The organism is Larkinella bovis, assembly GCF_042655385.1.
In the GTDB taxonomy this organism is placed as follows: domain Bacteria; phylum Bacteroidota; class Bacteroidia; order Cytophagales; family Spirosomataceae; genus Larkinella; species Larkinella bovis.
This window is the reverse complement of sequence record NZ_JBHSMA010000001.1, coordinates 798,142-822,478: the sequence shown is the minus strand read 5'-3', so window position 1 is coordinate 822,478 and position 24,337 is coordinate 798,142. Positions and strand designations below refer to the sequence as shown.

Here is a 24,337-nt window from a genome sequence, read left to right as displayed (position 1 = left end):
AAAACCGGGTTGTGCAATCGAAATCTTATTTTTCGAGTGCTGGCCGGGCGGCTTTCGGTAACCTGTTTACAATCAATTCATACGAATGATCGATCCAGCTTTTGAGGTCACTTTCCCGGATCGAGCCATTGATCAGAACCGTGTTCCAATGGGTTTTATTCATGTGGTAGCCCGGGCGCACGGCATCGTACTGTTCCCGCAGGTCAACGGCTTTTTCCGGATCGCACTTTAAATTGATGCTCAGCGGATTAGAGTCCAGGGAGGTAAGTGCAAAGATTTTTCCGCCGACTTTAAAAACCAGCGTTTCCTCCCCAAACGGAAACGATTCCGTCGCGCCGGGTTTGCCCAGGCAATACGTCCGGAGGGATTCGATATTCATCGGGTTAACGCTCGGACAATCATGACAATAAGACAGATCACGAACATGATGATCGAAATCCGGTTGATGCCGTGCATCATGCGGATGTTGGCGTTGGTGGGCCGGCTGGGATCGGGTTTCTGAAAGACCCGGTAAAAATACCGGAATACTTCCCCCAACTTGAAATAATCGCTAATTCGGGACATGACGGAGGTAAGAGTTATGAGTTATGAATGAAGGGTTAAGAGTGATGAGTTAAGTGAATCGATTCACCTTTTAACTCTAATTCTTAACTCTTCACTCATAACTCTGATTCGGGTTCATTCCAGCGGCCATCTTCTTTGATGAGTTCGATGAGTTCATCGACGGCCTGGTCGGCATGAACGGATTTTTTAATGACTTGCTGACCCCGGTACAACGAAATTTTGTCCTTCCCGATGCCAACGTAACCGTAATCGGCATCGGCCATTTCGCCGGGGCCGTTGACGATACAACCCATGATCCCAATCTTGACGCCTTTCAAATGATCGGTTCGTTTGCGAATCATGGCGGTTGTCTCCTGTAAATCGAAGAGTGTCCGACCGCATGACGGGCAGGAAATATATTCCGTTTTGGACATGCGGGTGCGGGCCGCCTGCAGAATTCCGAAGGCAATGGAATTATACCGGTTGGCAGTTTGCAGCCGGTCTGCCAACGGCAATTCCGGCAACTGATCGGTGGCCAGCCAAACGCCGTCGCCCAGGCCATCTACCAGCAAACCGCCTATATCGGTAGCCGCATACAATTGCAGAGAATCGCCTTCCTGGTCGGGAAAACTTCGCAGGGTAATCACCGGGCAGGTGAGGTGCCGGTTAATCAATTCCACGTACAGGCGACGCAGGTCGGCCATCGCGTGCTCATTGGTCGTCCGAGCCACCAGAACCACCGTCCGGTCATCGGCTAAAGCGCTGGCTAATTCCGCCGACCAGTCGTTCAGCGTTACCGCCACGAAATTTAAAACCGCATGCACCCCATCCGGTTTTTGCCGGTTTTGTAAATAATGGGCCACGGACAGAAGCGGAAATTTATGCAGCGGGTCGCCGGCCGAAAGCCAGGCCGAATAATCCAGAATTTCCTTCAATCCGTTCGGCAGCATAAACGAAGCGGGTTGCGAACCGGTATAGAGATAGTCCGCGCCGAGATCGTTCATCCGCCATTTATCCGGAACCGGCAGGTAGAAATGGCCAATCGGGCGCAGTTGTTCGTGCTCCGTAACCGGGATCTGCGAATAATCGGCAATCACGCGGGGGACATTAATCCCGCCCAGATTGGCAACCTCGTGCGTTTGCCGGCGGCTGTATTGAAAAGGATCGAGGGGGTAGTGTTTTACCGGAGGAATGGGCGCATGGCCCGGACGTTTTGTGTACCGGTCGATTAACGCCCGCGCCACCGGCGCTTCCCGTTCGGGATCTTCCGTCAACGAAACGCGAACCGTATCGCCCAGGCCATCTTCCAGCAAGGTGCCAATTCCGACCGCCGATTTGATCCGGCCATCTTCGGCTTCCCCGGCTTCGGTCACGCCCAGGTGCAGCGGATACGGTTTTAAGCCTTCCGCATCCAGCCGGTGGACGAGCAGCCGATAGGCTTCGACCATGACCTGCGGGTTGCTGGACTTCATCGACAGGACGATGCGGTAGTACTTTTCGTCTTCGCAAATGCGGAGAAATTCCAGGGCCGACTCCACCATGCCGAGGGGCGTATCCCCGTACCGGCTCAAAATCCGGTCGGACAGCGAACCGTGGTTGGTGCCGATCCGCATGGCCGTACCGTATTCCTTACAGATTTTCACCAGCGGCAGAAACTTGGCCCGAATCCGCTCCAGTTCGGCGGCATAGGAGGCCTCCGTATAATCGATGACCTCGAACCGTTTCCGATCGGCGTAATTTCCGGGATTGATCCGGACCTTTTCGACAATCCGGGCCGCTAACTCAGCCGCATTGGGCGTGAAGTGAATATCGGCAACCAGGGGGGTATGATAGCCCCGCGCCCGTAATTCCTTGCGGATATTTTCGAGGTTCTGGGCTTCCTTGACGCTGGGTGCGGTAATCCGAACGTATTCGCAACCGGCTTCAATCATGCGGATCGATTGCTCGACCGAACCCAGGGTGTCGAGGGTATCAATCGTGGTCATTGATTGAACCCGAATCGGGAAATCCGATCCGAGCGGAACCTCGCCGATGGGAACCGTGATGGTTTTACGACGGGCGTATTCGGTCAGCGAATTACAGTAGAGCGCCGGTTCTGCGGCTGTGGGTGCGGGTAACGGGGTTGCGAAATCAAGCATAGCTAAACAGCGAGTGCGGAAGAGTTTACAAAGGTACAAAACCGCCTTGTTTTCCCCGCAAAAGCTATTCATAGAACCCGCAATTCAGCAAAATTGTTCATTTTGCTGAATGCGGAATCTTGTATTTATATAACTGAAAATCAGTGAATTAGTATTATTCCTCTACCTTGGTTCCCTCATCGACCCGAATGATATATGCCGTTCCGCCTTCGCGCTCGATGGCTTCGGCCACGGCGCCTGCGTGGCCCGGGGCATAGGCAAACATGCAGCCCCCCCCGCCGGAGCCGTTGATTTTGCCGCCCAGCGCCCCGGCGTTCAAAGCCGCTTCGAGCATGCGATCGATTTTGGGCGTGGAAATTCGTTGGGCGTCGCGCAGATTCGTGTGGTGCCGGTTCAGCAGATTACCGAGGTGAATATGGTCCAGATCGGCGGCTTCCAGAACCTGCCGGGCTTCCCGCAGAATATCCCGGTTGGAAAGGGTGCCTTCCAGGAGCGTGTTTTCGCCACCGGACAAATAGGAACGATAATCGGCCAGTTCGAGCCGGTCGGCGGTATGCAGCGAAAATTCCGGGTTGTATTCCTGGATTTTTTTTACAATACCGTTGACCCCGCTGCGTAAGCGTCCCAAAATCGTAAGGGTGTCTTTGGCTTCGAGCGAGTCGCCAAGTACAAACGCCCCGAGTTTGGGCCGAAGTTCTTCAATTTCAATTTCCGGTTCCGACTCCAGGTAAATAACGTCACCAATGGCCGTGGAGTAATGATCCATCATGCCACCCGGTTCGCCGAACTCCCGGGTTTCGGCTTCGTTGGCCAGATTCCCGATTTCCTGCCGGCTCAGCAAACGTGGTCGGTCGCTCATGCGCATCAGAAAATGGAGCCAGGAAGCTACCAGCGCCGACGAACTCGAAGTGCCGGAGTTGATCGGAATCGTACCGTGAACCTCGCATTCGACGCCCCGTGAAAACCGGTAACCGTGCCGCACCAATACATTGTAGCTGCTGCGGAAATAATCGCGCTCTTTGGTATAGGGCAAATGCGATCCTGAAAGCTCGAACTCTTCCCGTTCGTTGATGTCGGGGAGGTTGATCATCACCTTGCGGTCAGGCCGGTGCGTACCGGTAATTCGGATGCGCCGGTTGATGGCGGCAGCAATAACCGGCAGTCCCAGATAATCGAGGTGTTCGCCAAACAGACAGATTCGGCCGGGGGTGGAAACGCTTAGTGGAATCATTACCAGTTCGTTTTATTGCTTCCGATGGCTGCGTAATACAGGATATAACTCAACAACGGCAGAATTAATGCATACGCCATTTTGGGACTCACCATGTCGGTCAGGTAGCCGTGCAGCAGCGGCAGCAGCGCCCCCCCCGAAATTCCCATAATCAGCAGGGCGGAACCCAGTTTGGTGAACCGGCCCAGGCGGTTGAGCGCCAGCGGCCACATGGCAGGCCAGATGGGGGCAATGGCAAAACCCAGCAGGGCAATGCAGAGCACCGACGTAAAACCGTCTGTCACCAGGGAACCAACCGTTAACACGAGGCCCAGGATGGTACCATACAGCAGAGACTTTTGCTGCGACAGAAAACGGGGGATCAGGACGATGCCCAGAATGTAACCGGCCAGCATGCCGTAGAGTGTGTAGGCCGTAAAATACTTGGCTTCATCGTTGGAGAAACCCAGGGCCGTTCCGTAGTTGATGATCGTATCGCCCGAAATAACTTCGACGCCCACGTAGCAGAAAATGGCAATGACGCCCAGAACCAGGTTGGCGTGCTGCCAGATGCTATCGGTATGGCCGGTTTTCGGGGCTGCGGTTTGGTCCTCTTCCTGTTCTTCTGAAACCTCCGGCAGCGTCGAAAACCGCACCAGCATAGCCAGCACGACGAGGACGCCGGTAAGAATTAAATAGGGCGTTACCACTTTCTCCAGTGAAGCGGCCCCGGAAATGGCGTTGCCACCAGTCAGCAGCAGGCCGCCAAAAATAAACTGGCTGATGATCCCGGCCAGTTTGTTGGCCACACCCATGAAGCTAATCCGCTGGGCGGCACTTTCGCGGGGGCCCAGGATGGTCACATACGGGTTCGACGCGGTTTGGAGCACCGTCAGACCGATCCCGATCAGGAACAACCCCACGAGAAATAACGGATACGAAACGGCATTGGCCGCCGGCACGAAGATGACCGTACCAATGGCCATGACGATCAGGCCGACGGACATCCCGTTCTTAAACCCGGTTTTTTTCAGGAGCCACGACGACGGGATGGCCATCACTGTATAGGAAATAAAGAAGGCAAAAGCGACCAGGTTGGACCCGACCGTACTGAGTTGAAACGCTTGTTTGAAGAACGCAATTAGCACCCCGTTGACCCAGGTCACAAAGCCAAAGATGAAAAATAACATGCCGACAATCAGGAGCGGCCCGAGGTAACTTCTAGTTGAATTCTGCGTTGCAGTTGGGGTCATTGTTTTGGGTGTTGAAAGCGTGAAAGGAGGTAGCCGACTTGCTAACCAATGTCCAATATATTTTAAATTTTTTTATTAAGTGGGTATTTTATTTCGGCTTCTGAAAACTTTTCCCGCTAATAATCGTCATTCAGGGCAAAAATCGGTTGGTTGGTTTTCCATTTGCCGCGCGTAAAATCCGGGATTTCAACCGGTTTGCTGCCTTTGGCAATGGATTCTTCCGACAGCGGGCTAATGGCGCTCCAGACGGCGGCATCGTACACATCGATCGGCGGGGCCACCTTTCGTTTCACCGATTCAATGAAGGCGCGGAGGACGAAAAAGTCAATGCCACCGTGGCCCGCATTTTCGGCGGTCTGGGCGTGGCGTTTCCAGATCGGATGGTCGTATTTTTCCTGGTATTCCTTAAAGGGTTCCCACTGGTGGGGTTTGGCGCTTACGCCTTCCAGGTAAATCATTTTTCCGTCGTCCATCCAGATGCCTCTGGTTCCCTGGGCCCGGAAACCCAGTGAATAGGGGCGGGGCAAATTCGTATCGTGCATAATGACGATGTTTTCGCCGTTGGCACACTGAATCACCGTCGTCACCACATCGCCCAGCTTGAAATTGACCTTGGCATTCGGATGGTTGGCCCCCCCTTTATCAACCACGTAATTGTGTAAGCCGCGGGATTTGGTGGCCGTGGAGGTCAGGTGCAGAAACCGGTTGCCGCGATTGATGTTGAGCCAGTGGGCCACCGGGCCTAAACCGTGCGTCGGGTACAGATCGCCGTTGCGGTCCACGGAATGCTGCGTTCGCCAGCGGGCTTCGGAATAGCCTTTCGCCCCAAATTCGGCCCCAACACCCTGTTTGACCGTTCCGTCGTTGAACTTAACGTTTCGCAGATCGTGCTGATACCCACAGTGCGCATACAGCATTTCGCCGAACATACCCTGGCGGATCATGTTCAGAACCGCCATCACGTCCCGCCGGTAGCACACGTTTTCCAGAATCATGCAGGGCATGCCACTCTTTTCCGAGGCTTCAATCAAATCCCAGGATTCTTTCAGGGTTACGGTGGCCGAAACCTCCACGCCTGCGTATTTGCCGGATTTCATGGTAGCGACCGCCATCGGCACGTGCCATTCCCAGGGCGTGGCAATCACGACGCCGTCGATGTCGTCGCGTTTGAGCATGTTCAGAAAATCCTCGTCGTTTTTGCCAAAAACCGCCGGCTCCCCCCGCCCGGCTTTGCGAATCATCGCTTTGGTTAGGTTAATCGCTTCGGGATCGATATCGCAAAGGGCCGTGATGGTCACGTCGGGCCGGTAAAGTGCCTGCTCTACGTGGCTGCGTCCCCGGCCGCCGACGCCGATAAAAGCCAGGCGAACGATGGGGGTCTGCTCCGGAGCGCCGGTTAACAGAGTCGGAAACAGGTGGGCGGAAGAAACCGTTGCAGCTGCCGAACGCAGAAAATAGCGTCGATTCGTTTTCAAAGGCGTTGGTGTCTGGGTTTATAAACGACTATCCTGTAAAAAAAAAAGAAAATATCGGCAGGGCCAAAAAAAGGCCGGATTATTAGCGGTTTATCCGCGTACCTTGCGTTAATCATATACTGATTTTAGCCAATTCAGGCTATTGGAACGCGGGGGTTGAACCAAAACCGGGAACGCCCTGTTATGCAATCGATACTCACTGAAATTTCTCCTGAAGGCGGATCATCCCACCGCTTGACGGCTTAAATGTGTTGCAGACAACCTTTCTGACGACATTTTGGTCGAGATTTTTTTCAATCGTAATAACCGGGTTGACCGGTTTTGACAGATGGATAAAAAACGGGTAGCGGTGTTCCGCAAAGAACACTTCAACGCGGCTCATCGTCTCCATAATCCAGCATGGTCCGATGAAGAGAACCAGCGGGTTTTTGGCAAGTGTAATAATCCATCCTTTCACGGCCACAACTACGAGTTGTTTGTTCAGGTAACCGGAGAAGTCGATCCGGTTACGGGTTATGTGATGGATATGAAAGTGCTCAGCGACCTGATTAAAAACCGGGTGACGGATCGATTTGATCATAAAAATCTGAATCTGGACACCGAAGAGTTCCGGACGCTGAACCCCACGGCCGAACACATTGCCATTGTTATTTACGATTCGCTGCGCAGCCAGCTGGATGCTTCTTTGGATTTGAAAATCAGACTCTATGAAACCGAACGGAACTTCGTTGAATACCCCGTCTAATGGCCAATCGCTTGATTTTGACCTGCTGAATGATTTGACAGTTGATGAAATGGGCGATGAGCACGTAGCCACTTCAATGGAAACGCCGTTGCGGGACGATGCTTTTGAGCTGAATGATGACACGAAAACCGCCCTTATTGAGGAGCATTTTCGGGAAATCATGAACATCCTCGGGCTGGATCTGACCGACGATAGCCTGAAAGGAACACCACGTCGTGTCGCCAAAATGTACGTGAAGGAAATTTTCAGCGGCTTAAATCCGGCTAAAAAACCGAAGGTGGCGCTTTTTGAGAATAAATACCACTACAACGAGATGTTGGTGGAAAAGAATATCACCGTCCAGTCCCACTGCGAACACCATTTTGTGCCCATCCTTGGGCGGGCTCACGTGGCCTATATTTCCAGCGGGAAAGTGATTGGCTTATCGAAATTGAACCGGATTGTCCAGTATTTCGCCAAACGCCCGCAAGTGCAGGAACGATTGACGGTGCAGATCGCCAGCGAGTTAAAGAAGGTCCTGCAGACCGACGATGTCGCCGTGGTGATCGACGCCCGCCACCTGTGTGTGTCGATGCGCGGGGTGCAGGATGTGAACAGTTCGACCGTTACCGTTCATTATAGTGGCAAATTCAAGGAGGATGATGCCACCCGCCAGGAATTCCTGCGCCACGTCAGCGAACCCACCGCAGCACTTTGAGTGAAGAGTAAAGAGTTATGAATTAAGAGTGAAGAGTTATGAGTTAATGCGTTAGCCAACTCATAACTCTTCACTCTTAATTCATAACTCTTCCTTCTAAACCAGTGTTCCTACGCGGTCGAGGAGGGCTTTGGTTTTTTTGATGCCTTCGAATTCGCTCAGCGTAGCGCCTTCGTATTCGATACCGACAATACCTTTGAAGCCGCTATCTTTCACGATTTTCATCATTCGCATGTAGTCCGTATCGGTGCAATTGCCGTTGGCATCGAAGTCGTGTGATTTGGCGCTAACCCCTTTGGCAAACGGCATCATTTCGGCAACGCCCTTGTAGCGGTCGTACTCTTCGACGCATTGGCCGCCCCATTCCGTACCGTCGCTTCGCTTGATACAGAAATTGCCGAAATCAGGCAGAATACCGACATTTTTCATGTTGACCTGCTTCATCACCCCCGTGAGCCACTGACCATTGGACGAATAACTGCCGTGGTTTTCCACGATGACGTTGATGTTCATGGTTTTGGCAAACTCGCCGAGTTTGCCCAGCCCGTCGACGGCGGCTTTGGCAACTTCCTCCGCGGTGCCTTTCCCGAACGCATTGACCCGGATGGTCTTACAACCCAGCGTTTTGGCGCACTCCACCCATTTTTTGTGTTTCTCAACGGCTTCGTTCCGTTTGGCGGCATCGGTTTCACCCAGAAAACCCTCGCCATCGATCATGATCAGGTGGTTCCGGACACCATTATCCTTGCACCGCATCATCAATTCTTTCAGATACGTGGCATCCTGCGCTTTGTCTTTGAAAAACTGGTTGACGTATTCGACAATGTCGATGCCAAATTCCTTTTTAGCCAGGGCGGGAAAATCGAGGTTCGTAATTTTTTTCTCGTTAAAGAGTGCTTTGTGCAACGACCATTCGGCCAGCGAAATTTCGAAGAACGGTTTTTTTGCTGCGGTTTCGGCCAAAACCGGCAGGGAGGCCGAAACGGCCGTTAGGGCACCCAATTGTTTTAAAAATGTCCGACGTGAAGTCATAGTGATACGGATTCAGTTCATGAGTTGTAGAAACGGGATCTGGAGGCAAGATAATGAAAAAGGTTGGCTTGACGAGTTTACGCTCTACCCAAGAGCGCCCCACCCGTCCGCCAACGATCAGAAGCGACAACCGCGAAAGAAAAATGGAAGCCTTGAAGGGTGCAGGAAGAAACTCCAGCGTGAGCGGCCGCCCGGTTTTGGCCGCCGGTCCGTGTTGGGGTGCGGAAATACGGTTTTGTTAGACCCGAAAAGCAATAGCCGGAATCAACTGTTTCCGGCTATTGCACAAACCACTCGTGCCATTCTATTGCACACCCTAATCAACGGCCAGCCGTTGTGCCGGTTGAAAGAAGTGAGGTTTCGGACCGGGCGGCCGGTCCCGCACAAAAGCGACCGGCAAGGCCGCCATTCGTTCGTAAATCTGAATGGCGGGACCAAAATTTTCGGTTCTGATGAATTGATAAGGGGTATGCGTCGAAATGCGACTCCTGCCCGAATCTTCTTTTGGGGAAGTGTGGTAGCCCAATACCGCATTCGCCGGGCGGCAACCGGAGCCGAGGGGGTAAAACTGGCCCGGAAAAAATGCCCAAACGGCTCACTTTCGACGTGCTGATGCCGGTGATGGAAGGTTAGGCAAAAAACAAACCCGGCCGGAAACCAGCCGGGTTGTGACTTTTCTCTGTCCTTTTGCTAAACATCTCTGCTTAGAAAAAGCGAATTTCCGCAAATCGCAGCAGGCGGCTTTTTATTTGCAATTAGAAATTTATTAGATTTCGTTCACCCACGTCTTTAAAAACAAAACCCGGCAGATTCTGCCGGGAATGTCCCTTATTCGTTTTGTTTTAAGCCGCAAAAGAACATTCCTTTTTTCCTGAAAGGAAATCAAAGTGGCTGATTAGGGGTATTTACGGGTTGAATGGACAAATTTTGACCCTAAATACCATTTTGGGATCACCCAGCCTGGTCCTAAAACGGCTGCTATCATGCCAAACCCACGGTCGGCATCCGTTCCGGCTGAGTATTTTTCGGCTATTTACCCCGCATTGCAACGAGCTCCCTCCGGCACGTAACGGGTCTGCCTGGCAACCGTTGCCTGATAGACCGAATCCTCACTATTTCATTAAATCCCGGGCCATTTGGTGTGAAGACCTGTTAAATGGTACGTTTAAACCAGCTCGTATTATGATTTTAAAGATGGATCGGCTGCCGATTGAGCTGCCAACCCCCAAAAACCCCTCACCCAATAGTGCCGCTGCCGTGCAGGAACTGCTCGGGGGCAAGTTCGGGGAAATGTCAACCCTGATGAATTACACCTACCAGTCGTTTAACTTCCGGGGGCGTAAAAAACTCCGGCCGTTCTATGACCTGATTTGCAGCATCGCCGGGGAGGAGTATGGGCATATTGAAGTGGTTTCCTATACCGTCAACCTGCTGCTGACCGGGGTGAGCAAACGCGGTTTCGATCCTACTACCACGCCGTTGGCGAATGGCGTCGATGCCCGCAATACGCACCATTTTATCGCCAGCGGTCAGTCGGCATTGGCGATGGATTCGATGGGCCATTTCTGGTCGGGCGACAACGTGTTCAGCAGCGGAAACCTGAAACTGGATTTGCTGCACAATTTCTTCCTGGAATGCGGAGCACGGGCCAACAAAATGCGGGTCTATGAAATGGTTGACGATCCCACAGCCCGCGAAATGGTGGGGTACCTGCTGGTGCGCGGGGGATTGCACGTGGTGGCCTATGCCAAGGCGCTGGAAAAACTGACAGGGGTAGCGGTGACCAAACTCCTGCCAATTCCGGACCTGAGCAATGACGCGTTTCCGGAAACGAAGAAATTTATGGCGAATAAGGAGCACCTGAAATTATACACCTTCAGCCAGGAAGACTACCGGCAGGCCGGACTGATCTGGAACGGTCCGCATCCCGAAGACGGGCAGGAAGTGGAAGTCGTCTTTGGTCATCCGGAAGGTTTCCCGGCGCCCGATCTGGACGAAGAACCGCAACTGAATGCGCCGGGTGCCGACGATATCGACCCCGAAATGTTCGCCGATATCGCCAAAAAGTTGGGTATCAAGTTATAAATCAGTGTCTTTACTGAAAGATCAGGCCCGGTTTTTCGCTAAAACCGGGCCTGATCGCTTGGTAGGGAATCCAATCCCCGGATTCGGCGGCAACGGGGCGTTGGTGTTGATTCCAGTTTTCGGAAACGGATTCGCAGGTAGGCTACGGCACCGAAAACCGGGTTGTCTGGAGAGAATTCTGAACGGCGGACACGTGTTGCTGGGCGATGCGTAATGCGTCGGCATAGGGTTGGTACAATATCCGGCGGGGCGGAAAGCCGGTGGGAGCCCCGTTGGCTCCCAGCTCGACATCCCATAAGCCGGCCCGGTGCCAGGGTGTCAGGTGATCCCAGTCGGGTCGGTCGATGATGGGGTAGAGGCAAATTCCGAAAAGGGAAATGCCCTGTTGCAGCGCTTCCGCAGCTTCGTCGGCTATAAATCGAATCCAGTGGGGGCGGTCCTCACCGGGATGGCTGGTTTCAGACAGAACGATGGGGCGCTGGTAACGCCGGTAAACCTGCCCCAGTAAGGTTCGAAGGGGCTTCCAGCGCTGATCGTTCTCCTCATTCAGCCAGGGGAGAAACGCGCCGGAGCCGCAGATCCACTGGTTATTATAATAAAAATTAAGGCCAACCAGATCGAGGAAGTCAGGCTGACCGCCCAGTTCCGGGCACAGGCGACCACAGAGTATGTCCGTCGCCTGAAACTGATGCTCGTGGGCCAGTGCAGCCCCGGCCAATTGTTCGTCGGTGGCATGCAGGGGAGGAACCATATTGACCAGCGGTTCGGTCGTAAGAATGCGAATGCTCGGGTCGACTTCGCGCAGGGCGGCAATGCCTTCAATATAGGCCCGCATCAGACTGTACTTGACCTCCCAGCCCTGCCCGGTGCAATACGGCGAGGTTCCCCGGACCTCACCCCCGAGCCACGACAGGAAACTGACTTCATTGATTGGGGTAACAATTAGCAGACTGTCGGGATCGATCGACCGGTAAAAGGTGGCAAAATGGCGGCATAAGGCCGCAAAACGGCGGGCAAACATCGGATGCAGTGGTGTCAGGTCGTCCGGAAAACCGAAATGACACAGATCCCAACACTGTTGCACCCCGGCCGCCCGGCCCCGTTCGATGCAATACGCCAGCGTCTGAAAGTCGTAGTGGTAAGGACGGGTTTCGACCTGGCTCCACCGAATTCCTTCCCGGACCGTGCGGATACCGAACGGTTCCAGGGCGTGGTAGTCTTCGTCAAGGCGTTCCAGATGCCCCGTGAGCCGGAGAAAATCGACCCGGTTGCCCCAGGCGTTGAGCTTATCGGTGCATTCGTAGCCGGCCATCCAGAACGACCGAAAGGGATTGGAAACCGGGTGTGCCGGCGATGGTTTGTCCGGCAGCGGCAATGGATTCATCGGATGAGTGCTAGGTTTCGGGGCGGAAAACGTTCAGCGTTGCGTATCGTTGCCATCATCCCGATTGTCGTCCTCGTTTTCACCCTTCCCAATGTTATCCTGGGCGTTATTTTCGTGGGTATTTTTCTCCATGCGGTGCTGTTGCTCCCGACAGAATTCGAGGGTTAAGGCGATAACAATGACCAGCAGGACACCGGCCGCGATGGTTGCCCAGCGCCGGGTGGTTGCCCGGGGACCCTTAAAATCGTCGGCCTGGAGCCGACGCCGACCCTTGAAGGCCACCCGGTAGATCAGGTACGCTCCGACCACCAGCAGTCCCAGAAAAAATATCATTTCAAGACCTACTCCCATAACGTTCTCCGTTTGCTTACCTCTTCAACTGATTCGGTCAAAAGAGGGGCTGAACAACCGGCCCCTAATGAGCATTCGGCCCTGCGGGGTCAACTGGCAATTGGTAAACAGGTGCCAATCTACGAGCACTAAGGAGGCTGATCTGGTGCCGATCTACTCGCGGTGCGTCTTATGATTGGTTTGGAGAAATCGCTAATGAGGTTTCAGCTTTCCGTTTTTAGTTCGACTTCTTTCATATCGTTCAGGGCGGGGCCATTGATTACCTGCCCCGTTCCGGTAAACCGGGATCCGTGGCACGGGCAATCGAACGATTTTTCATCGGCGTTCCAGTGGACGACGCAGCCCAGGTGCGGGCAAATGGCCGAATGCGCGTGGAGGTGGCCCTGCTCATCCCGGTAAGCCGCTATTTTCCGCAATCCAACGGCCAAAATCGCCCCCTGCCCGTTGCTCAGTTGACGCGCTTCGGTGCCATCGCTCCCGGTAAAATAGTCGGCCAGCTGGGCCGCAAAGTTGCCGGTTTCCTTCAAATAGTCGCCCGCGACCCGCAGGGTGATGCGGGCCGGATCGTATAACCCTGCCCAGTTGTTTTCCCGGCCCAGGATCAAATCCGTGAGCAGTGGGCCGGCAATCGTGCCGTGTGTCATGCCGTTGCCCGAATCGCCGGTGACGATGTACACGTGCTCATTGCCCGGATTTTTGCCGATATAGGCCATCGCGTCGAGCGGTTCCATCACCTGACCAGACCAGCGGTAGACTACCTCCGTGGCCACCGGGAAATGCCGCTTCACCCAATCAATCAGGGCCTGGTACCGGTTTTCCTCGTCGATGCCTTCCTCCGCGGCCTGTCCGGTTTTGTGGTCATGTCCGCCAGCCAGCACCAGATCATGCTGCTCATCCAGGGATTGTAAACGGACGTAGGTATAGGGCTGGCTCACCCACCTGGACTTTAGGTCGCCCGTGTCCCACCACAAAGCAGCCCGCACGCTGCCTTTCGGAATTTTCAGGCCCACCACGTAGCTCCGGTAGGGCCACTGTTTGGTATGTATGGTAAATAGATCATTGATGGGGGTATTGGTCGCCACGACCACATCCGTCGCCCTGACGGTATAGGCGGCAGTTTTTACGGACCCTTCCTGAACGGTAGTAACCCGGGTTTCCGTGTAGATTTCACCCCCAAGCCGCAGGACCGCTTCCGCCAGCCCTTTCAGGTATTTCAGGGGATGGAACTGCGCCTGGTTGGGAAACTGGAGGCACTGGCCCACATTGACGGCCAGGCCGGGGACCTGCGCCAGCCGATGGAGGGTCAAACCGGCTTTTCGACAGGCGGCAAACTCCTGGTTCAGGGTTTCCGGCTGATCGGTCGGATGCAGAAACAAATAGCCATCCAGCCGCTCAAAATCGCAGGCAATGCCTTCTTTCCGAATCGTTCGTTCGATAAAGTCAATGGCGGCCGTGTGGCTTTCGGCGGCTATTCGGGCCCCCTCGGCGCCGTGATAGCGTTCAATCTCGGAATAGCGGTCGTCCAGCGCGTTGGACAAATGGGCCGTTGTCCGCCCGGTTTCTCCGCTTCCCACCCAGCCGTCTTCCAGCACTACCACCTTCTTGCCGGCTTTGAGGAGGGTATAGGCGACGGTCAAACCGGCAATACCGGCTCCCACAATGACGACATCCGTTTGCCGATCCCCATCCAGCGGAGTATAGACAATGGGTGCTACGGAATCGCTCCAAAAACTGAGGTGATATCCGGATGTCTGGTTACCCGGATGATGCGTTGTGTTCATAATTGCTTGTCGGGATCGATTGAAATGTTTTCTGGAACAGCCGGAGTGCGTTGAATCAGGCGATGGGTCGGCCACCCGTTGCTCCGTAAATCATCCCCGTAATGTAGCTGGCCTCCTGCGAAGCCAGTAGCACATAAATGGGCGCGAGTTCAACCGGTTGAGCCGCTCTCCCCAGCAGTGAATCCGCCCCGAATTCCTGCGTTTTTTCGGGAGGCAGGGTCGAGGGGATCAGGGGTGTCCAGACGGGACCGGGGGCGACGGCATTGACCCGGATCCCCTTTTCGATGGCTTCTTTCGCCAGGGCTTTGGTGAAGTTGGCAATGGCGGCCTTGGTGGCAGCATACGCCAGCAGGGAGGGGTCGGGCATGTAGGCCTGAATCGACGTCGTATTGATAATTGATCCGCCCGGTTTCATCACCGGCAAAGCAGCTTTACAGAGGTAAAAAAGCGCGTAAACATTGGTGCGAAACGTCTGGTCGAACTCGGCCGAAGAAAGCTCCTGAATGGACGAATGGTTCATTTGAAAAGCCGCGTTATTCACGAGAATATCCAGCTGGCCCCATTCGTCGACGGCGCGCCGGACCAGGGCCTGGCAGTGCGCTTCCTCCTGGACATCGCCCCGCACGGCAATGGCCTGGCGACCCGCGTCCTCCACCAGGCGAACGGTTTCGCGGGCGTCCTGATCTTCACTCAGGTAGGCAATCAGAACGTCGGCTCCTTCGCGGGCAAACGCCAGCGCGACGGCCCGCCCAATGCCGCTGTCGGCTCCGGTAATCAGGGCCTTTCGGCCGGTCAGACGACCGCTTCCCCGGTACGACTGTTCTCCGTGGTCGGCCGTCGGGTTCATGCGTTGTTCCTGACCGGGATGATCCTGGGGTTGCTGTGGATAGGGGGGAGCTGGGTATTGTTGGCGAGGGTCCTGTAACGTCTGCATGGGAACGGATCTGTTGGTTACCAGGGCAACTACCCGGTTTTGTGTTTGTTTGCAACCCGGCCCGCCCAGTGAGGCAATGGCACGGGGCCAGTGGCTTCGAGGGCCGTTCGCTTATTTAAACCGGCTAATCGAAACCATCGTCCGTCTTCCCTTTTATCCAGACAGCGTTGGGGCGTCATTGAAAAATCGACAAGCCTGCCCGGTGGAATGTCCGGCGTCGGTCGCCCTCGACCACTTTTACACCTGAATTGGGAATCGTTAGGGGCTAAACTCACTCCGAAAAATGTTTAAACGACCAAAAATTTCCGTTCTTGGGGGCATCGCCCTGTTGCTGGTTTCGAGCTGCGGGGGCAAAAATACCTCGTCGAATGTTGAATCGCCGGGTGGGGATAAAACCGCCAAGACCAAGGTACTTGAAACTGGGGCGGAGGTGTTGCAAAGCAAGGCTCCGCTGCGCGCCATGAGCATGTATCTGGACGGTTTTCATTTTTACAACGGGAACCTGAACGGCCAGATGGAAGCGCATCATTACTGTACCCAGTTGAACGAAGACCTGGTGCAGTGCATGATTTTCGACGGCAATGGCCCGGATGCCAAAATAATGGGAGTGGAATACATTGTTTCGGAACGCCTGTTCAAGACCCTGCCCGACGAAGAGAGAAAGCTCTGGCACAGTCACCACCACGAGGTTAAAGCCGGTAGCCTGATTGCGCCGGGTCTGCCGCTGGTAGCCGAGCACGAACTGATGGAAAAACTGGTGTCAACCTACGGCAAGACGTTTCATACCTGGCATACCGACCGGGATCTGAAGCTGCCACTGGGGCACCCGATGATCATGATGGGCTTCACCAAAGACGGCCAGCTGGCCGATAGTCTGGTGGCCCGGCGGGACCAGCGGTTTCGGACTTCCACGGCCGAGAAACGCAAAAACCGGGCCGACATTCCGGTGCCGGCCATCCAACCCGGTGCCAATGCCTGGGAGCAGGGCGAGATTCGCCAGCTAACCATCACGGACGACAAACAGCCCATTCCGGGCCATAGCCACTGAGCCTACGACAGGCCGAAGGCGGTTTTGGGAATATGCGTGATCCGGCACGCCAGGTCATCCTCGCCCGAGGCCACAATGTAGTGATCGCCAGCATCGACAATCCCGGTGGTGAAAACTACTTCCGACAGGTAGAGTTGATCCTTGATCGGTTCAACCAGGGTAGGCGACGCTTCCAGCAGGGGTCTCGTGTCCTCCAGTTTCAGGATTTTTGCGGGATCGTTTGCGTCCAGCAGCGCCCAGAAGGTGCGGTAAATGCCGACCAGCCCGCGTAATTCGACGCCGTGGTAGAGCAGCAGCCACCCCTGATCAGTCAGGATGGGCTGGGTTCCACCGCCAATTTTCATGGTTGACGCCGATCCTTTGCGGGCGCGGATCAACGGGGTGTCCGCCGGTTTCCAGTGCCGGGCATCGGGCGAGGAGGCCAGGTTAATGGACGGGCCGGGAAAATGGTCACTACCGGGTCGGGCGGCAAAATACAGATCACCGAGTGGGCGGGTCAGGGCGTAAAACTGACCGTCGATTTTGCCTTCAAACAACACCATGTCCTTGTTCTGGTGATCCAGAATGATGCCCTGCAAGGTGTAATTCAGCCCATCGGTGGACGTATACAGGGTGGTCGAATGGCGCTCCGAACTGACCGAGCAGGTGGTCATGTAATACGTATCCTCAATTTTCGTAATCCGGGCATCTTCCACCCCGTATTCCTGGTAACTCCGCTGGGGCGCAATGAGTTTATCGTAGTGAATCGTGACGACCTGGGTGCCATCCGGCGTCAGTTCGACCGGCAGCAACCAGGAGAGCGACGTCAGCGCCATTACCTTATACGGATACCCCAACACCTGAAACTTGCGCGGATCGGCCGCGTTGACACCCGATAACGGGTAGGCATCCAGCACATACCCCTGGTTTTCATCCCAGCGGATGGTGTGGATCTGTTCGCCGATAATGGGTTGGTTAAGCGCTTCCGCTACCCGGATCATGAGCAGCAGGTTGCCGTTGGGTAAACGCGTCAGACCGGGATTGAAAGCCCCCAGGACGTACGTTTCAGCCTGAATCGAGGTCCGGAGGGGGGAATGCGAAAGATCGAGGTCGTTGGGTGAAAAAATGAGCAAATCCGTTGGAAAGGCCATACGTCCGGTTAGATGAGTTGCAAATGGGGACGAATCTGAACCGATACCACGTCGCAGCGCAGCGGCTGGGTCAGAATATAATGAACGCAGACGGCGATGTCCTCCGCCCGCAGCATTTCACCCGTTTCCTGTTTCTGGCGTTCCTCCTCCGGGGTGGTTGGCTGCATGTCCGAGCCCACGGCTCCGGGTTCGACCAGGCTCACTTTGATCCCCTGCGGATTGACTTCCTTGCGCAGGCTTTCGGCCAGTCCCTGAATGGCGGCTTTGGTGGCTACGTATACCGAACTGCCTTCCTCCCGGACGTCGGCGCTCATGGACCCTATCAGGACAATGTGGCCCCTTTTCTGCGACTGCATCCGGCTAAGGGCCTCTTTGGTAGCCGCCAGGTACCCGTTCAGGTTGGTTTCGATGACATACCGCCAATCAGCATCGTCCATTTCGCCGAGCGAACCCGCCCCCAATGCTGCGCAGTTGATGAGGATGTCGAGGCCCCCCAGTTTGTCGTCCGCTGCCTGAAAAACCCGCCGGATGTCGTCCGCTTTGGAACTGTCGGCCCTGATGCCGTCGGCCTGCCCTCCGGCGGCCCGAATAACGGCCAGGGTGTCGGCCAGGGGTTCCTGTTCCCGCCCGAAGAGGAAAATCCGGGCGCCATACGACGCCAGCAGGCGGGCGATGGCCCGGCCAATACCGGTGGTGCCGCCGGTTACGACGATCCGTTTGCCATCAAGTGACTCGAAAGGGGTGTGCAGGTTGTTTGTTTCCATAACGTTGCGATTCGGTTTAAATGGGAAAAAGTTCAGGTTTTCGAAGCGGAGTTCCATTCGGCCCGCAGCCGCTGGTTGCCCCGCACCCGGAATTCGAGAAAGCTTTTCGTTTGCTCGACCGGTTTTAGGGGAGGACTGCCGGGTTCATCTTCATCGTACAGCTGAACCGCCGGGAGCGTGCGGTTTTTGGCCATTAACCGCACCCGGCAAACGGAATCGGACGTGCCGGCCAGTCGGATAACCAGGTATCCCTGTCGCTGGTTGATCAACTCGTATTCGGAATGATAGATTGGGTATTCGCTAAACAGCATGACCGGAATCTTCTCGAATCGTTTGTAGGCGTAGGTCGTCAGGATGGCCGCCAGAGCCCCCCCGTATACTTCCTGACCCACTTCCCCGGCCTGCGTCCAGCCCGTCGGAATGTCTTCCAGCGGGATTGGCAACTCGCGGATGATCCGGCCTTCCCGGGGCTGCTCACAGATCGTATCGGTCGGCAGTTCCTCCGGGAAATAGTATTTAGCCCGGTGCAATAGGTATTTCATGTATTCGGCAAACAGCAACCGAATCGGGGCCGGCACATCGGGCCCGACTTCTTTCAGGTAATTCAGCTGGGTGGCAACAATTTCGGCTTCTTCGTAGGCCGCCAGATACGGGGCGTTTTTCAGTGGAGCCATTCCCAGAAATGTACTTCGGGTCGCTCCCGCGCCGAAACGGCATTCCCATATCCACATTTTCGCCAGCACATTGGCAATGCTGAGCCGGCTCTGGTCGAAATACAGCCGGTTTCCGGTTATTTTCCAGAGTTTGGCCAGCGTCAGGGCGCTCATGATGGTAATATTGCTCTGGTAGAGCAGTTCGAAGCCCTTCCCCCGCAGCCGTTCGGCCGACGCAACGGCTTCTTTCAGATAACGCGGTTCTTTGGTCAGGTCATAGGCCTGCACCATGACGTGGGTGTACAGACCGGCTACGTCCAGTTCACCACCTTTTCCCTGTTCGGTTTCGGCTTTCACCACCGCCAGTGTTCGCACATCGTAGAAGACCGGCCAGTCGTAGTTGAATTCGTGGGCCGCTTTGATGACAAATTCCAGCGAACGGAACAGCAGCTCTTTGGCTTCCGTATCGCCCTTATCGGCCAGCCGCCCCAGGTTCATGAGCGTATGCAACAGGTACCAGGAGTCGATTTTGTTCGGGTCCTGTTCTTCGTTGCGGTCTTCCTTTTTCTCTTTAAATGTACCCCCTGGTAACCACCGCATGATGGTTTCGTAGGTGTCGTCGTAAAAGGAGGAGAGGTTTTTATGCATCTGACCCACCAGGTCCAGCGGTTTTGCGAGCCATTCCTGATACTCCCAGAGCGGTACCAGAATGGCCAGCTGCACCATGCTTTCGGGCGGTTTCTGGGACGCATCGACATACGCATTCAGGTAATATTTCCGGTTCAGGGTCCGGCCACAGTGCGTCGAGGTGCTTAAGGCTTCAACCGTGCGTTCGGCCATTTTCGGCCAATCGAAATAGGCGGTTTGGGGTTTTGGCAGGTTTTGGTACACGCAGGCCAGTGCTTCCAGGAACTGATCGGCCGCTTCAAACTCAGTCCGGGGGACCTGATCGCTTAGGTACAGATAGGCGTCCGACAACACAATGGCCTTGCCCGCCGGCAGGGCCTGCTCCGAGGGCGGGAGCGCAAAACCGGCTTCCGGCCACTGGACGCCAACCGTATCGGCCAGATCGGTCTGGGTAGCCTCGCAATAGTCATTGAGGGCCGTAAGATTCTGAAAATAAAACAGCGTTCCCGGCTGCGGCTGGTTGACGGAAAGGTACAGCAACCCGGCGGTGGGCCCACTTTGGGTAACGTAAACCATGCCTTTAGGCGTTTCCGGATTGTGATGTTTATCCAGCAGATACACATCCCTCGGAAACGCCTGGACGCTGAACGGTTTTTCCGGTTTCAGCGAGGTGGTATAATGCAGCAGAGAATCCGTTCCCTGGGGGCGTTCAATCCGGACCTGGTACAAGCCCAGCGCTCCCTGGATCTCGTATTCGACGGCGTTTTTTTGTTTCCGGACCAGCCAGACTTTTTCGATAAACTGGGGGTCAAAACAGGTGCGTATCGCCAGTTTACAACCGGTATCGAATTGGTAAATAAGCCAGAAAGAGTTTGCGGTCCGGTTGCTTTGCAACGTGCCGTGCGAAAGTTGCAGGGGAGCTTCAGCACGCTCAGTGGTCTGTTTAAGTTGCTCATCGAGGCCCGTCACCCATTGTGAAATTTCTTTAAGCTGGGTGGAATCCTGCCAGTACGTAGGGCTATTATAGGAGGTGTCTGACATAATCAACTATTTTTCGAACTGACAATACAACCTCGGGTGCCGGTCTGCGGACCGGTTTTGGGCGCAAAAGTAAGGCAACGGCACCGACGCGTTCACACCGTCCTCAGTCCGGCGAATAGGTCAGTTGCAACACCAGAGCCTGCTCACCGTCCTGGTTGGACCGGCGCCAGCCCAAGGCAAGCGGCAGGTGTTTGCCCAGGTAGACTTCTGCCCCCACCATCAACTGACCGTAATCGTGCGTGCCGGATGCCCAGTCGGCCAGGACGTGCACCTTCTCATACCAGATACCCGCATCGATGCCCAGGTGAATGCCTACCGTAGGACCATCGGCGAGGTACCGGTGATTCCCGCCATACACACCCGCGACGGTTTTATAGTGTTTGTCTGCAACGTCATACGCCAGGTTACCGTAGGCCCAGCCTACCCAGGCGGTTTTGTGCTGAGCCGGCACGTTGATCCCGGTTTGGCCGCCCAGCCCCAGATGCAGGTTTTCGGTCAGGTCAAAGGCTTTCTGGGCGTTCAGGAGCAGTTGGGGGGCATAGGGAATTTGGGTGGTCGTATCATTGCGCAGCCAGTGGTGTTCCGCGGGCTGGTAACCGAAGTGGTAGAGATTCAGACCGATTTCCCACTGGTGGTTTAATCCGTAATCCAGCGTAGACATGGACCGCACCTGCTCCCGGTTGAAATCGACCTGGACCTGGGCCATGATGCGGTTCGCGGGTGTGATGTCCGATGACGGAACGTTGAAAATCGTCTGCTGGGCCTCAACCGTGAGGCTAATGGCCAGACAAGCTGCCAGAATTGAAAAGTTCTTCATCGGAGAAACAGGATAGAGCGGGGGCGCTATTCCCCGGTTTGCGAGTCGGGCGCATCGACCGGTTTGGACTCGGGCGAACCTTTTTGACGCAGAAAAATGGACAACACCACAATGGACAAAACCGACAGAAATTCGCTTTGCCAGTTTTGCAGCGACTGAAACCAGAACTCACTGGTTCCCATAAACTCCCCCAGGGTCAATGGGTTGCGTTCTCCTTTGAGCAGTTGTTCGGTATTATATTGCTTTACGCCACCGATGGCGTGCAGCAAAAATGAAATGCCAAACAGAAGAAAAAAGCCGAGGCTGAGCGAGTTCTGGTAGATCCGGAGCCACCAGCCACCCCGTCGGACCGGCCAGGGAGCACCGGGGCGGCTGGGCGATGGTTCCCGGTCCACCTCTTCTTCCTGCTCGGGATCTTTGGATTCGGACGAACCTTTCTGGTAGAGAAAAACCGTAAAAAGTACGTACAGAGCCATTTGCAGAAACTCGCTTTCCCAGTTTTCGAAAACCGACTCGATGCAATGACCGCTCGTCAGGTACGGACCGAAACCGATAGCCGCATGGTGGTATTCTTCCAATTCCTTGTTGAAATCGTGCCAGCCTGTCCATAAGTTGCCCGCCAGGGTCAGGAGGGTAATCAGGAGCAGCGTGATCGATAAACCGTTGTTTCGCCAAATTTTTTTCATGACAGACGTCCTCCCGATCGATTGCGTGGGATAAAAGTTAAGACTCTACCACCACGCGGCACAGATCCTGGAGGTTCAGCTGTTCCGAAGGGGTGGTGTCGGCACTTAAAACGCGCCGGACGTAGGCCAGGGCCGTTTGGGTGTGTGTCGGCGTATCCGTAGCGACACAGTCGGCCGGCACGTGAAGATCGTATTCGCGCATGTAGGCGTCGCTGGCCGATAACAGCACACAGACATCGGCACTGATGCCGGTCAGGATGAGTCGCCGGGCTTTCAGGTGTTCCAGCAGCGTATCGAGCGTTGTCATGTAAAACGCGGAATGCTTGGGTTTGAGCACGAAATAATCGTCCGGATCGGGGCGCAGCAACTCGGCCAGCGGTTGGCCCCGGACGCCATCGTGAAGGCAGTGGTCAACCACTTCGTTGAAGTCCGATCGCCAGCGGCCAAAGTTATCGTTGACGTAAACCACCGGGATGTTGAGTTGGCGGGCCTGTTGTTTGAGGGTGGCAATGTTTTGGGCCGCCGTCAGGGCCGCCGGCAGCAGCTTATCCCCATCGGGGAACTCCAGGTCATTAATCATGTCGATGATTAACAGGGCCACCGGAAACGTGTCGGGGACGTTTCCATGCAGATTTTCACTCATTGTTGTATCGTTTCGGTCAGTGTCAGGATGTTATTCACCCGGTTCAGATAAACCCCGGCGGATACCACGCGCCAGACGGCTGGCTTCCGGCGATGGCTTGTAGGAGGCCGCCGGGAACGAACCTGACAGGAGAGTAAACTAAAAAAAAGGAAAGTGGTTGGATTTTCGATCGGGGAATTAGCACCAGGCAGCATTCTCAGGTGCCCCTGTTCTCCAGCTGGTTTTCAATCAGAAATGAGGAGACGGTTTTGCGGTTGCTGAATCCGAAATGGATCGCTTCGCAGGATGTTCACCTGTGAAGGATTGAGATAGTTTACCATATTGAGAGTCAGATTCTTACATCGGGTTACATTCTTCGCTACTGCTTCCGTAACCCACTCGATTTATGGGGCTCCTGCCAGAATTCAAGTTCTGTCAGGGATAAATATTTATTGAAAAGCAATAAATATTTATTTATATTTGCTACATGGTTTTAACTTTTAGGAATTATGTCAAAAACAAACAACTTCATTTTTAACGGCTTACATATTGTGGCTTGGGTCATCTTCGTTGGCTTGTGTATTGAAGCCGGAGGTTTTATTTTAAGTCTATACAAACCTGAATTTATTCAAAATCTTTACAATAAACTGGACTTAAACGAGATGTATAACCGTAATAAATGGGCTTTTTTCAGTATGTACAGTTTTATGCTTGTCATAGCGGTTTTGAAAGCTGTCCTGTTTTATGTAGTCATCAGACTCGTGAGCAATATTGATTTGGGAAAACCGTTCAACCGCTTTGTTTCGCGGCAATTTTTACAAATCAGTTACTATACTTTTGCCATTGTACTTTTAAGTTACATCGCTAGACAGTCAGCTAAATTTTTAGTGCATCGTGGCTTTGTGGCCGACAGCTTAAATCAGTTTTGGGCAGACAGTCAAGCCTTTATTTTGATGGCAGCGGTACTCTATGTTATTGCCGTTATCTTCAAAAAAGGAATCGAAATTCAGAACGAAAACGATTTAACGGTTTAAGCTATGCCAATCATTGTAAACCTGGACGTGATGATGGCAAAGCGGAAAATTTCCCTGAATGAACTTTCTGAACGAGTTGATTTGACCTTATCGAATCTGTCCATCTTAAAGACGGGAAAGGCCAAAGCAATCCGCTTTAGCACGTTAGAGGCAATTTGTAAGGCCCTGGATTGTCAGCCGGGGGATCTTCTGGAATACGTAGGGGATGAAAAAAGAACAACGAATCGCTAAGATCCGATGTGGAAAAGCGACGTGAAGACCTATTTGTATATCTGTGTCAGGAATCT

23 protein-coding genes are annotated in these 24,337 nt (G+C 54.3%); 6 read left to right on the top strand and 17 right to left on the bottom strand.

Annotated features, from left to right (window positions below; genetic code table 11):
* Positions 1-25: 25 nt before the first annotated feature.
* From ACFPMF_RS03445 to ACFPMF_RS03420, 6 genes are all read right to left on the bottom strand, one after another.
* Entirely contained in the window at positions 26-379 is a 354-nt protein-coding gene (locus ACFPMF_RS03445) for an MmcQ/YjbR family DNA-binding protein (protein WP_379841132.1), read from the bottom strand.
* Complete coding sequence (locus ACFPMF_RS03440) at positions 376-564, bottom strand: DUF6728 family protein (protein WP_379841130.1); 189 nt, start codon at positions 562-564, stop codon at positions 376-378. The genes ACFPMF_RS03445 and ACFPMF_RS03440 overlap by 4 nt, the downstream gene beginning before the upstream one ends.
* A 95-nt stretch (positions 565-659) precedes the next feature.
* The gene (ispG, locus tag ACFPMF_RS03435; protein ID WP_379841128.1) at positions 660-2,681 is read right to left on the bottom strand and encodes a (E)-4-hydroxy-3-methylbut-2-enyl-diphosphate synthase; all 2,022 of its coding nucleotides are present in this window, start codon (positions 2,679-2,681) and stop codon (positions 660-662) included.
* A gap of 154 nt (positions 2,682-2,835) precedes the next feature.
* Complete coding sequence (locus ACFPMF_RS03430; protein WP_379841126.1) at positions 2,836-3,912, bottom strand: mevalonate kinase family protein; 1,077 nt, start codon at positions 3,910-3,912, stop codon at positions 2,836-2,838.
* Entirely contained in the window at positions 3,912-5,144 is a 1,233-nt protein-coding gene (locus ACFPMF_RS03425; protein ID WP_379841124.1) for a sugar MFS transporter, read from the bottom strand. The genes ACFPMF_RS03430 and ACFPMF_RS03425 overlap by 1 nt, the downstream gene beginning before the upstream one ends.
* Positions 5,145-5,260: 116 nt before the next feature.
* Positions 5,261-6,619: a Gfo/Idh/MocA family protein gene (locus ACFPMF_RS03420; protein ID WP_379841122.1), complete on the bottom strand. Its 1,359-nt coding sequence runs from the start codon at positions 6,617-6,619 to the stop codon at positions 5,261-5,263.
* 328 nt (positions 6,620-6,947) lie between these two features.
* Between ACFPMF_RS03420 and ACFPMF_RS03415 the strand changes: the two genes are divergently transcribed.
* Together ACFPMF_RS03415 and folE are read left to right on the top strand one after the other, a co-directional pair.
* Positions 6,948-7,364 carry a 6-carboxytetrahydropterin synthase gene (locus ACFPMF_RS03415; RefSeq protein WP_379841120.1) on the top strand — a complete coding sequence of 139 codons (417 nt, stop codon included), beginning with the start codon at positions 6,948-6,950 and terminating at the stop codon, positions 7,362-7,364.
* A complete protein-coding gene (gene folE, locus ACFPMF_RS03410) occupies positions 7,327-8,061 on the top strand; it encodes a GTP cyclohydrolase I FolE (protein WP_379841118.1) in 735 nt (244 codons plus the stop codon). The genes ACFPMF_RS03415 and folE overlap by 38 nt, the downstream gene beginning before the upstream one ends.
* A gap of 96 nt (positions 8,062-8,157) precedes the next feature.
* Here the strand turns inward: folE and ACFPMF_RS03405 are convergent, their stop codons facing one another.
* Positions 8,158-9,093, bottom strand: coding sequence for a TIM barrel protein (locus tag ACFPMF_RS03405; protein WP_379841116.1), 936 nt, complete (start codon positions 9,091-9,093; stop codon positions 8,158-8,160).
* Positions 9,094-10,275: 1,182 nt separating this feature from the next.
* On the opposite strand from ACFPMF_RS03405, the gene ACFPMF_RS03400 reads away from it, so the two are divergent.
* Positions 10,276-11,178, top strand: coding sequence for a manganese catalase family protein (locus tag ACFPMF_RS03400; protein WP_379841114.1), 903 nt, complete (start codon positions 10,276-10,278; stop codon positions 11,176-11,178).
* Positions 11,179-11,320: 142 nt separating this feature from the next.
* On the opposite strand, the gene ACFPMF_RS03395 is transcribed toward ACFPMF_RS03400, so the two are convergent.
* From ACFPMF_RS03395 to ACFPMF_RS03380, 4 genes are all read right to left on the bottom strand, one after another.
* A complete protein-coding gene (locus ACFPMF_RS03395; protein WP_379841112.1) occupies positions 11,321-12,562 on the bottom strand; it encodes an amine oxidase in 1,242 nt (413 codons plus the stop codon).
* 33 nt (positions 12,563-12,595) lie between these two features.
* Positions 12,596-12,913 carry a hypothetical protein gene (locus ACFPMF_RS03390; RefSeq protein ID WP_379841110.1) on the bottom strand — a complete coding sequence of 106 codons (318 nt, stop codon included), beginning with the start codon at positions 12,911-12,913 and terminating at the stop codon, positions 12,596-12,598.
* Between the two features lie 203 nt (positions 12,914-13,116).
* Positions 13,117-14,694 (bottom strand): FAD-dependent oxidoreductase, encoded by a 1,578-nt coding sequence (locus ACFPMF_RS03385; protein WP_379841108.1) that lies wholly within the window; start codon positions 14,692-14,694, stop codon positions 13,117-13,119.
* Positions 14,695-14,749: 55 nt separating this feature from the next.
* Complete coding sequence (locus tag ACFPMF_RS03380) at positions 14,750-15,628, bottom strand: SDR family oxidoreductase (protein WP_379841106.1); 879 nt, start codon at positions 15,626-15,628, stop codon at positions 14,750-14,752.
* 283 nt (positions 15,629-15,911) lie between these two features.
* Between ACFPMF_RS03380 and ACFPMF_RS03375 the strand changes: the two genes are divergently transcribed.
* A complete protein-coding gene (locus ACFPMF_RS03375) occupies positions 15,912-16,676 on the top strand; it encodes an OBAP family protein (RefSeq protein ID WP_379841104.1) in 765 nt (254 codons plus the stop codon).
* Between the two features lie 2 nt (positions 16,677-16,678).
* On the opposite strand, the gene ACFPMF_RS03370 is transcribed toward ACFPMF_RS03375, so the two are convergent.
* The 6 genes from ACFPMF_RS03370 to ACFPMF_RS03345 form a co-directional block, all read right to left on the bottom strand.
* Positions 16,679-17,806, bottom strand: coding sequence for a glycoside hydrolase family 130 protein (locus ACFPMF_RS03370; RefSeq protein WP_379841102.1), 1,128 nt, complete (start codon positions 17,804-17,806; stop codon positions 16,679-16,681).
* An 8-nt stretch (positions 17,807-17,814) separates the two neighbouring features.
* On the bottom strand, positions 17,815-18,570 hold the full coding sequence (locus ACFPMF_RS03365; protein WP_379841100.1) for an SDR family oxidoreductase: 756 nt from the start codon (positions 18,568-18,570) through the stop codon (positions 17,815-17,817).
* Positions 18,571-18,602: 32 nt separating this feature from the next.
* Complete coding sequence (locus ACFPMF_RS03360) at positions 18,603-20,891, bottom strand: hypothetical protein (protein ID WP_379841098.1); 2,289 nt, start codon at positions 20,889-20,891, stop codon at positions 18,603-18,605.
* Positions 20,892-20,994: 103 nt separating this feature from the next.
* Positions 20,995-21,708 carry a hypothetical protein gene (locus ACFPMF_RS03355; RefSeq protein ID WP_379841096.1) on the bottom strand — a complete coding sequence of 238 codons (714 nt, stop codon included), beginning with the start codon at positions 21,706-21,708 and terminating at the stop codon, positions 20,995-20,997.
* Between the two features lie 26 nt (positions 21,709-21,734).
* Entirely contained in the window at positions 21,735-22,394 is a 660-nt protein-coding gene (locus ACFPMF_RS03350) for a DUF6766 family protein (RefSeq protein WP_379841094.1), read from the bottom strand.
* A gap of 37 nt (positions 22,395-22,431) precedes the next feature.
* Positions 22,432-23,037 (bottom strand): cysteine hydrolase family protein, encoded by a 606-nt coding sequence (locus ACFPMF_RS03345; RefSeq protein WP_379841092.1) that lies wholly within the window; start codon positions 23,035-23,037, stop codon positions 22,432-22,434.
* Positions 23,038-23,525: 488 nt separating this feature from the next.
* Between ACFPMF_RS03345 and ACFPMF_RS03340 the strand changes: the two genes are divergently transcribed.
* Together ACFPMF_RS03340 and ACFPMF_RS03335 are read left to right on the top strand one after the other, a co-directional pair.
* Complete coding sequence (locus ACFPMF_RS03340) at positions 23,526-24,050, top strand: DUF2975 domain-containing protein (protein WP_379841090.1); 525 nt, start codon at positions 23,526-23,528, stop codon at positions 24,048-24,050.
* Between the two features lie 3 nt (positions 24,051-24,053).
* Entirely contained in the window at positions 24,054-24,281 is a 228-nt protein-coding gene (locus ACFPMF_RS03335) for a helix-turn-helix domain-containing protein (RefSeq protein WP_379841088.1), read from the top strand.
* Positions 24,282-24,337: the final 56 nt, after the last annotated feature.

Coding starts and splice junctions, on each gene's coding strand:
- ACFPMF_RS03445 (WP_379841132.1), bottom strand. CDS start 379: ATGAATATCGAATCCCTCCGGACGTATTGCCTGGGCAAACCCGGCGCG.
- ACFPMF_RS03440 (WP_379841130.1), bottom strand. CDS start 564: ATGTCCCGAATTAGCGATTATTTCAAGTTGGGGGAAGTATTCCGGTAT.
- ispG (WP_379841128.1), bottom strand. CDS start 2,681: ATGCTTGATTTCGCAACCCCGTTACCCGCACCCACAGCCGCAGAACCG.
- ACFPMF_RS03430 (WP_379841126.1), bottom strand. CDS start 3,912: ATGATTCCACTAAGCGTTTCCACCCCCGGCCGAATCTGTCTGTTTGGC.
- ACFPMF_RS03425 (WP_379841124.1), bottom strand. CDS start 5,144: ATGACCCCAACTGCAACGCAGAATTCAACTAGAAGTTACCTCGGGCCG.
- ACFPMF_RS03415 (WP_379841120.1), top strand. CDS start 6,948: ATGGATAAAAAACGGGTAGCGGTGTTCCGCAAAGAACACTTCAACGCG.
- folE (WP_379841118.1), top strand. CDS start 7,327: ATGAAACCGAACGGAACTTCGTTGAATACCCCGTCTAATGGCCAATCG.
- ACFPMF_RS03405 (WP_379841116.1), bottom strand. CDS start 9,093: ATGACTTCACGTCGGACATTTTTAAAACAATTGGGTGCCCTAACGGCC.
- ACFPMF_RS03400 (WP_379841114.1), top strand. CDS start 10,276: ATGATTTTAAAGATGGATCGGCTGCCGATTGAGCTGCCAACCCCCAAA.
- ACFPMF_RS03395 (WP_379841112.1), bottom strand. CDS start 12,562: ATGAATCCATTGCCGCTGCCGGACAAACCATCGCCGGCACACCCGGTT.
- ACFPMF_RS03390 (WP_379841110.1), bottom strand. CDS start 12,913: ATGGGAGTAGGTCTTGAAATGATATTTTTTCTGGGACTGCTGGTGGTC.
- ACFPMF_RS03385 (WP_379841108.1), bottom strand. CDS start 14,694: ATGAACACAACGCATCATCCGGGTAACCAGACATCCGGATATCACCTC.
- ACFPMF_RS03380 (WP_379841106.1), bottom strand. CDS start 15,628: ATGCAGACGTTACAGGACCCTCGCCAACAATACCCAGCTCCCCCCTAT.
- ACFPMF_RS03375 (WP_379841104.1), top strand. CDS start 15,912: ATGTTTAAACGACCAAAAATTTCCGTTCTTGGGGGCATCGCCCTGTTG.
- ACFPMF_RS03370 (WP_379841102.1), bottom strand. CDS start 17,806: ATGGCCTTTCCAACGGATTTGCTCATTTTTTCACCCAACGACCTCGAT.
- ACFPMF_RS03365 (WP_379841100.1), bottom strand. CDS start 18,570: ATGGAAACAAACAACCTGCACACCCCTTTCGAGTCACTTGATGGCAAA.
- ACFPMF_RS03360 (WP_379841098.1), bottom strand. CDS start 20,891: ATGTCAGACACCTCCTATAATAGCCCTACGTACTGGCAGGATTCCACC.
- ACFPMF_RS03355 (WP_379841096.1), bottom strand. CDS start 21,708: ATGAAGAACTTTTCAATTCTGGCAGCTTGTCTGGCCATTAGCCTCACG.
- ACFPMF_RS03350 (WP_379841094.1), bottom strand. CDS start 22,394: ATGAAAAAAATTTGGCGAAACAACGGTTTATCGATCACGCTGCTCCTG.
- ACFPMF_RS03345 (WP_379841092.1), bottom strand. CDS start 23,037: ATGAGTGAAAATCTGCATGGAAACGTCCCCGACACGTTTCCGGTGGCC.
- ACFPMF_RS03340 (WP_379841090.1), top strand. CDS start 23,526: ATGTCAAAAACAAACAACTTCATTTTTAACGGCTTACATATTGTGGCT.
- ACFPMF_RS03335 (WP_379841088.1), top strand. CDS start 24,054: ATGCCAATCATTGTAAACCTGGACGTGATGATGGCAAAGCGGAAAATT.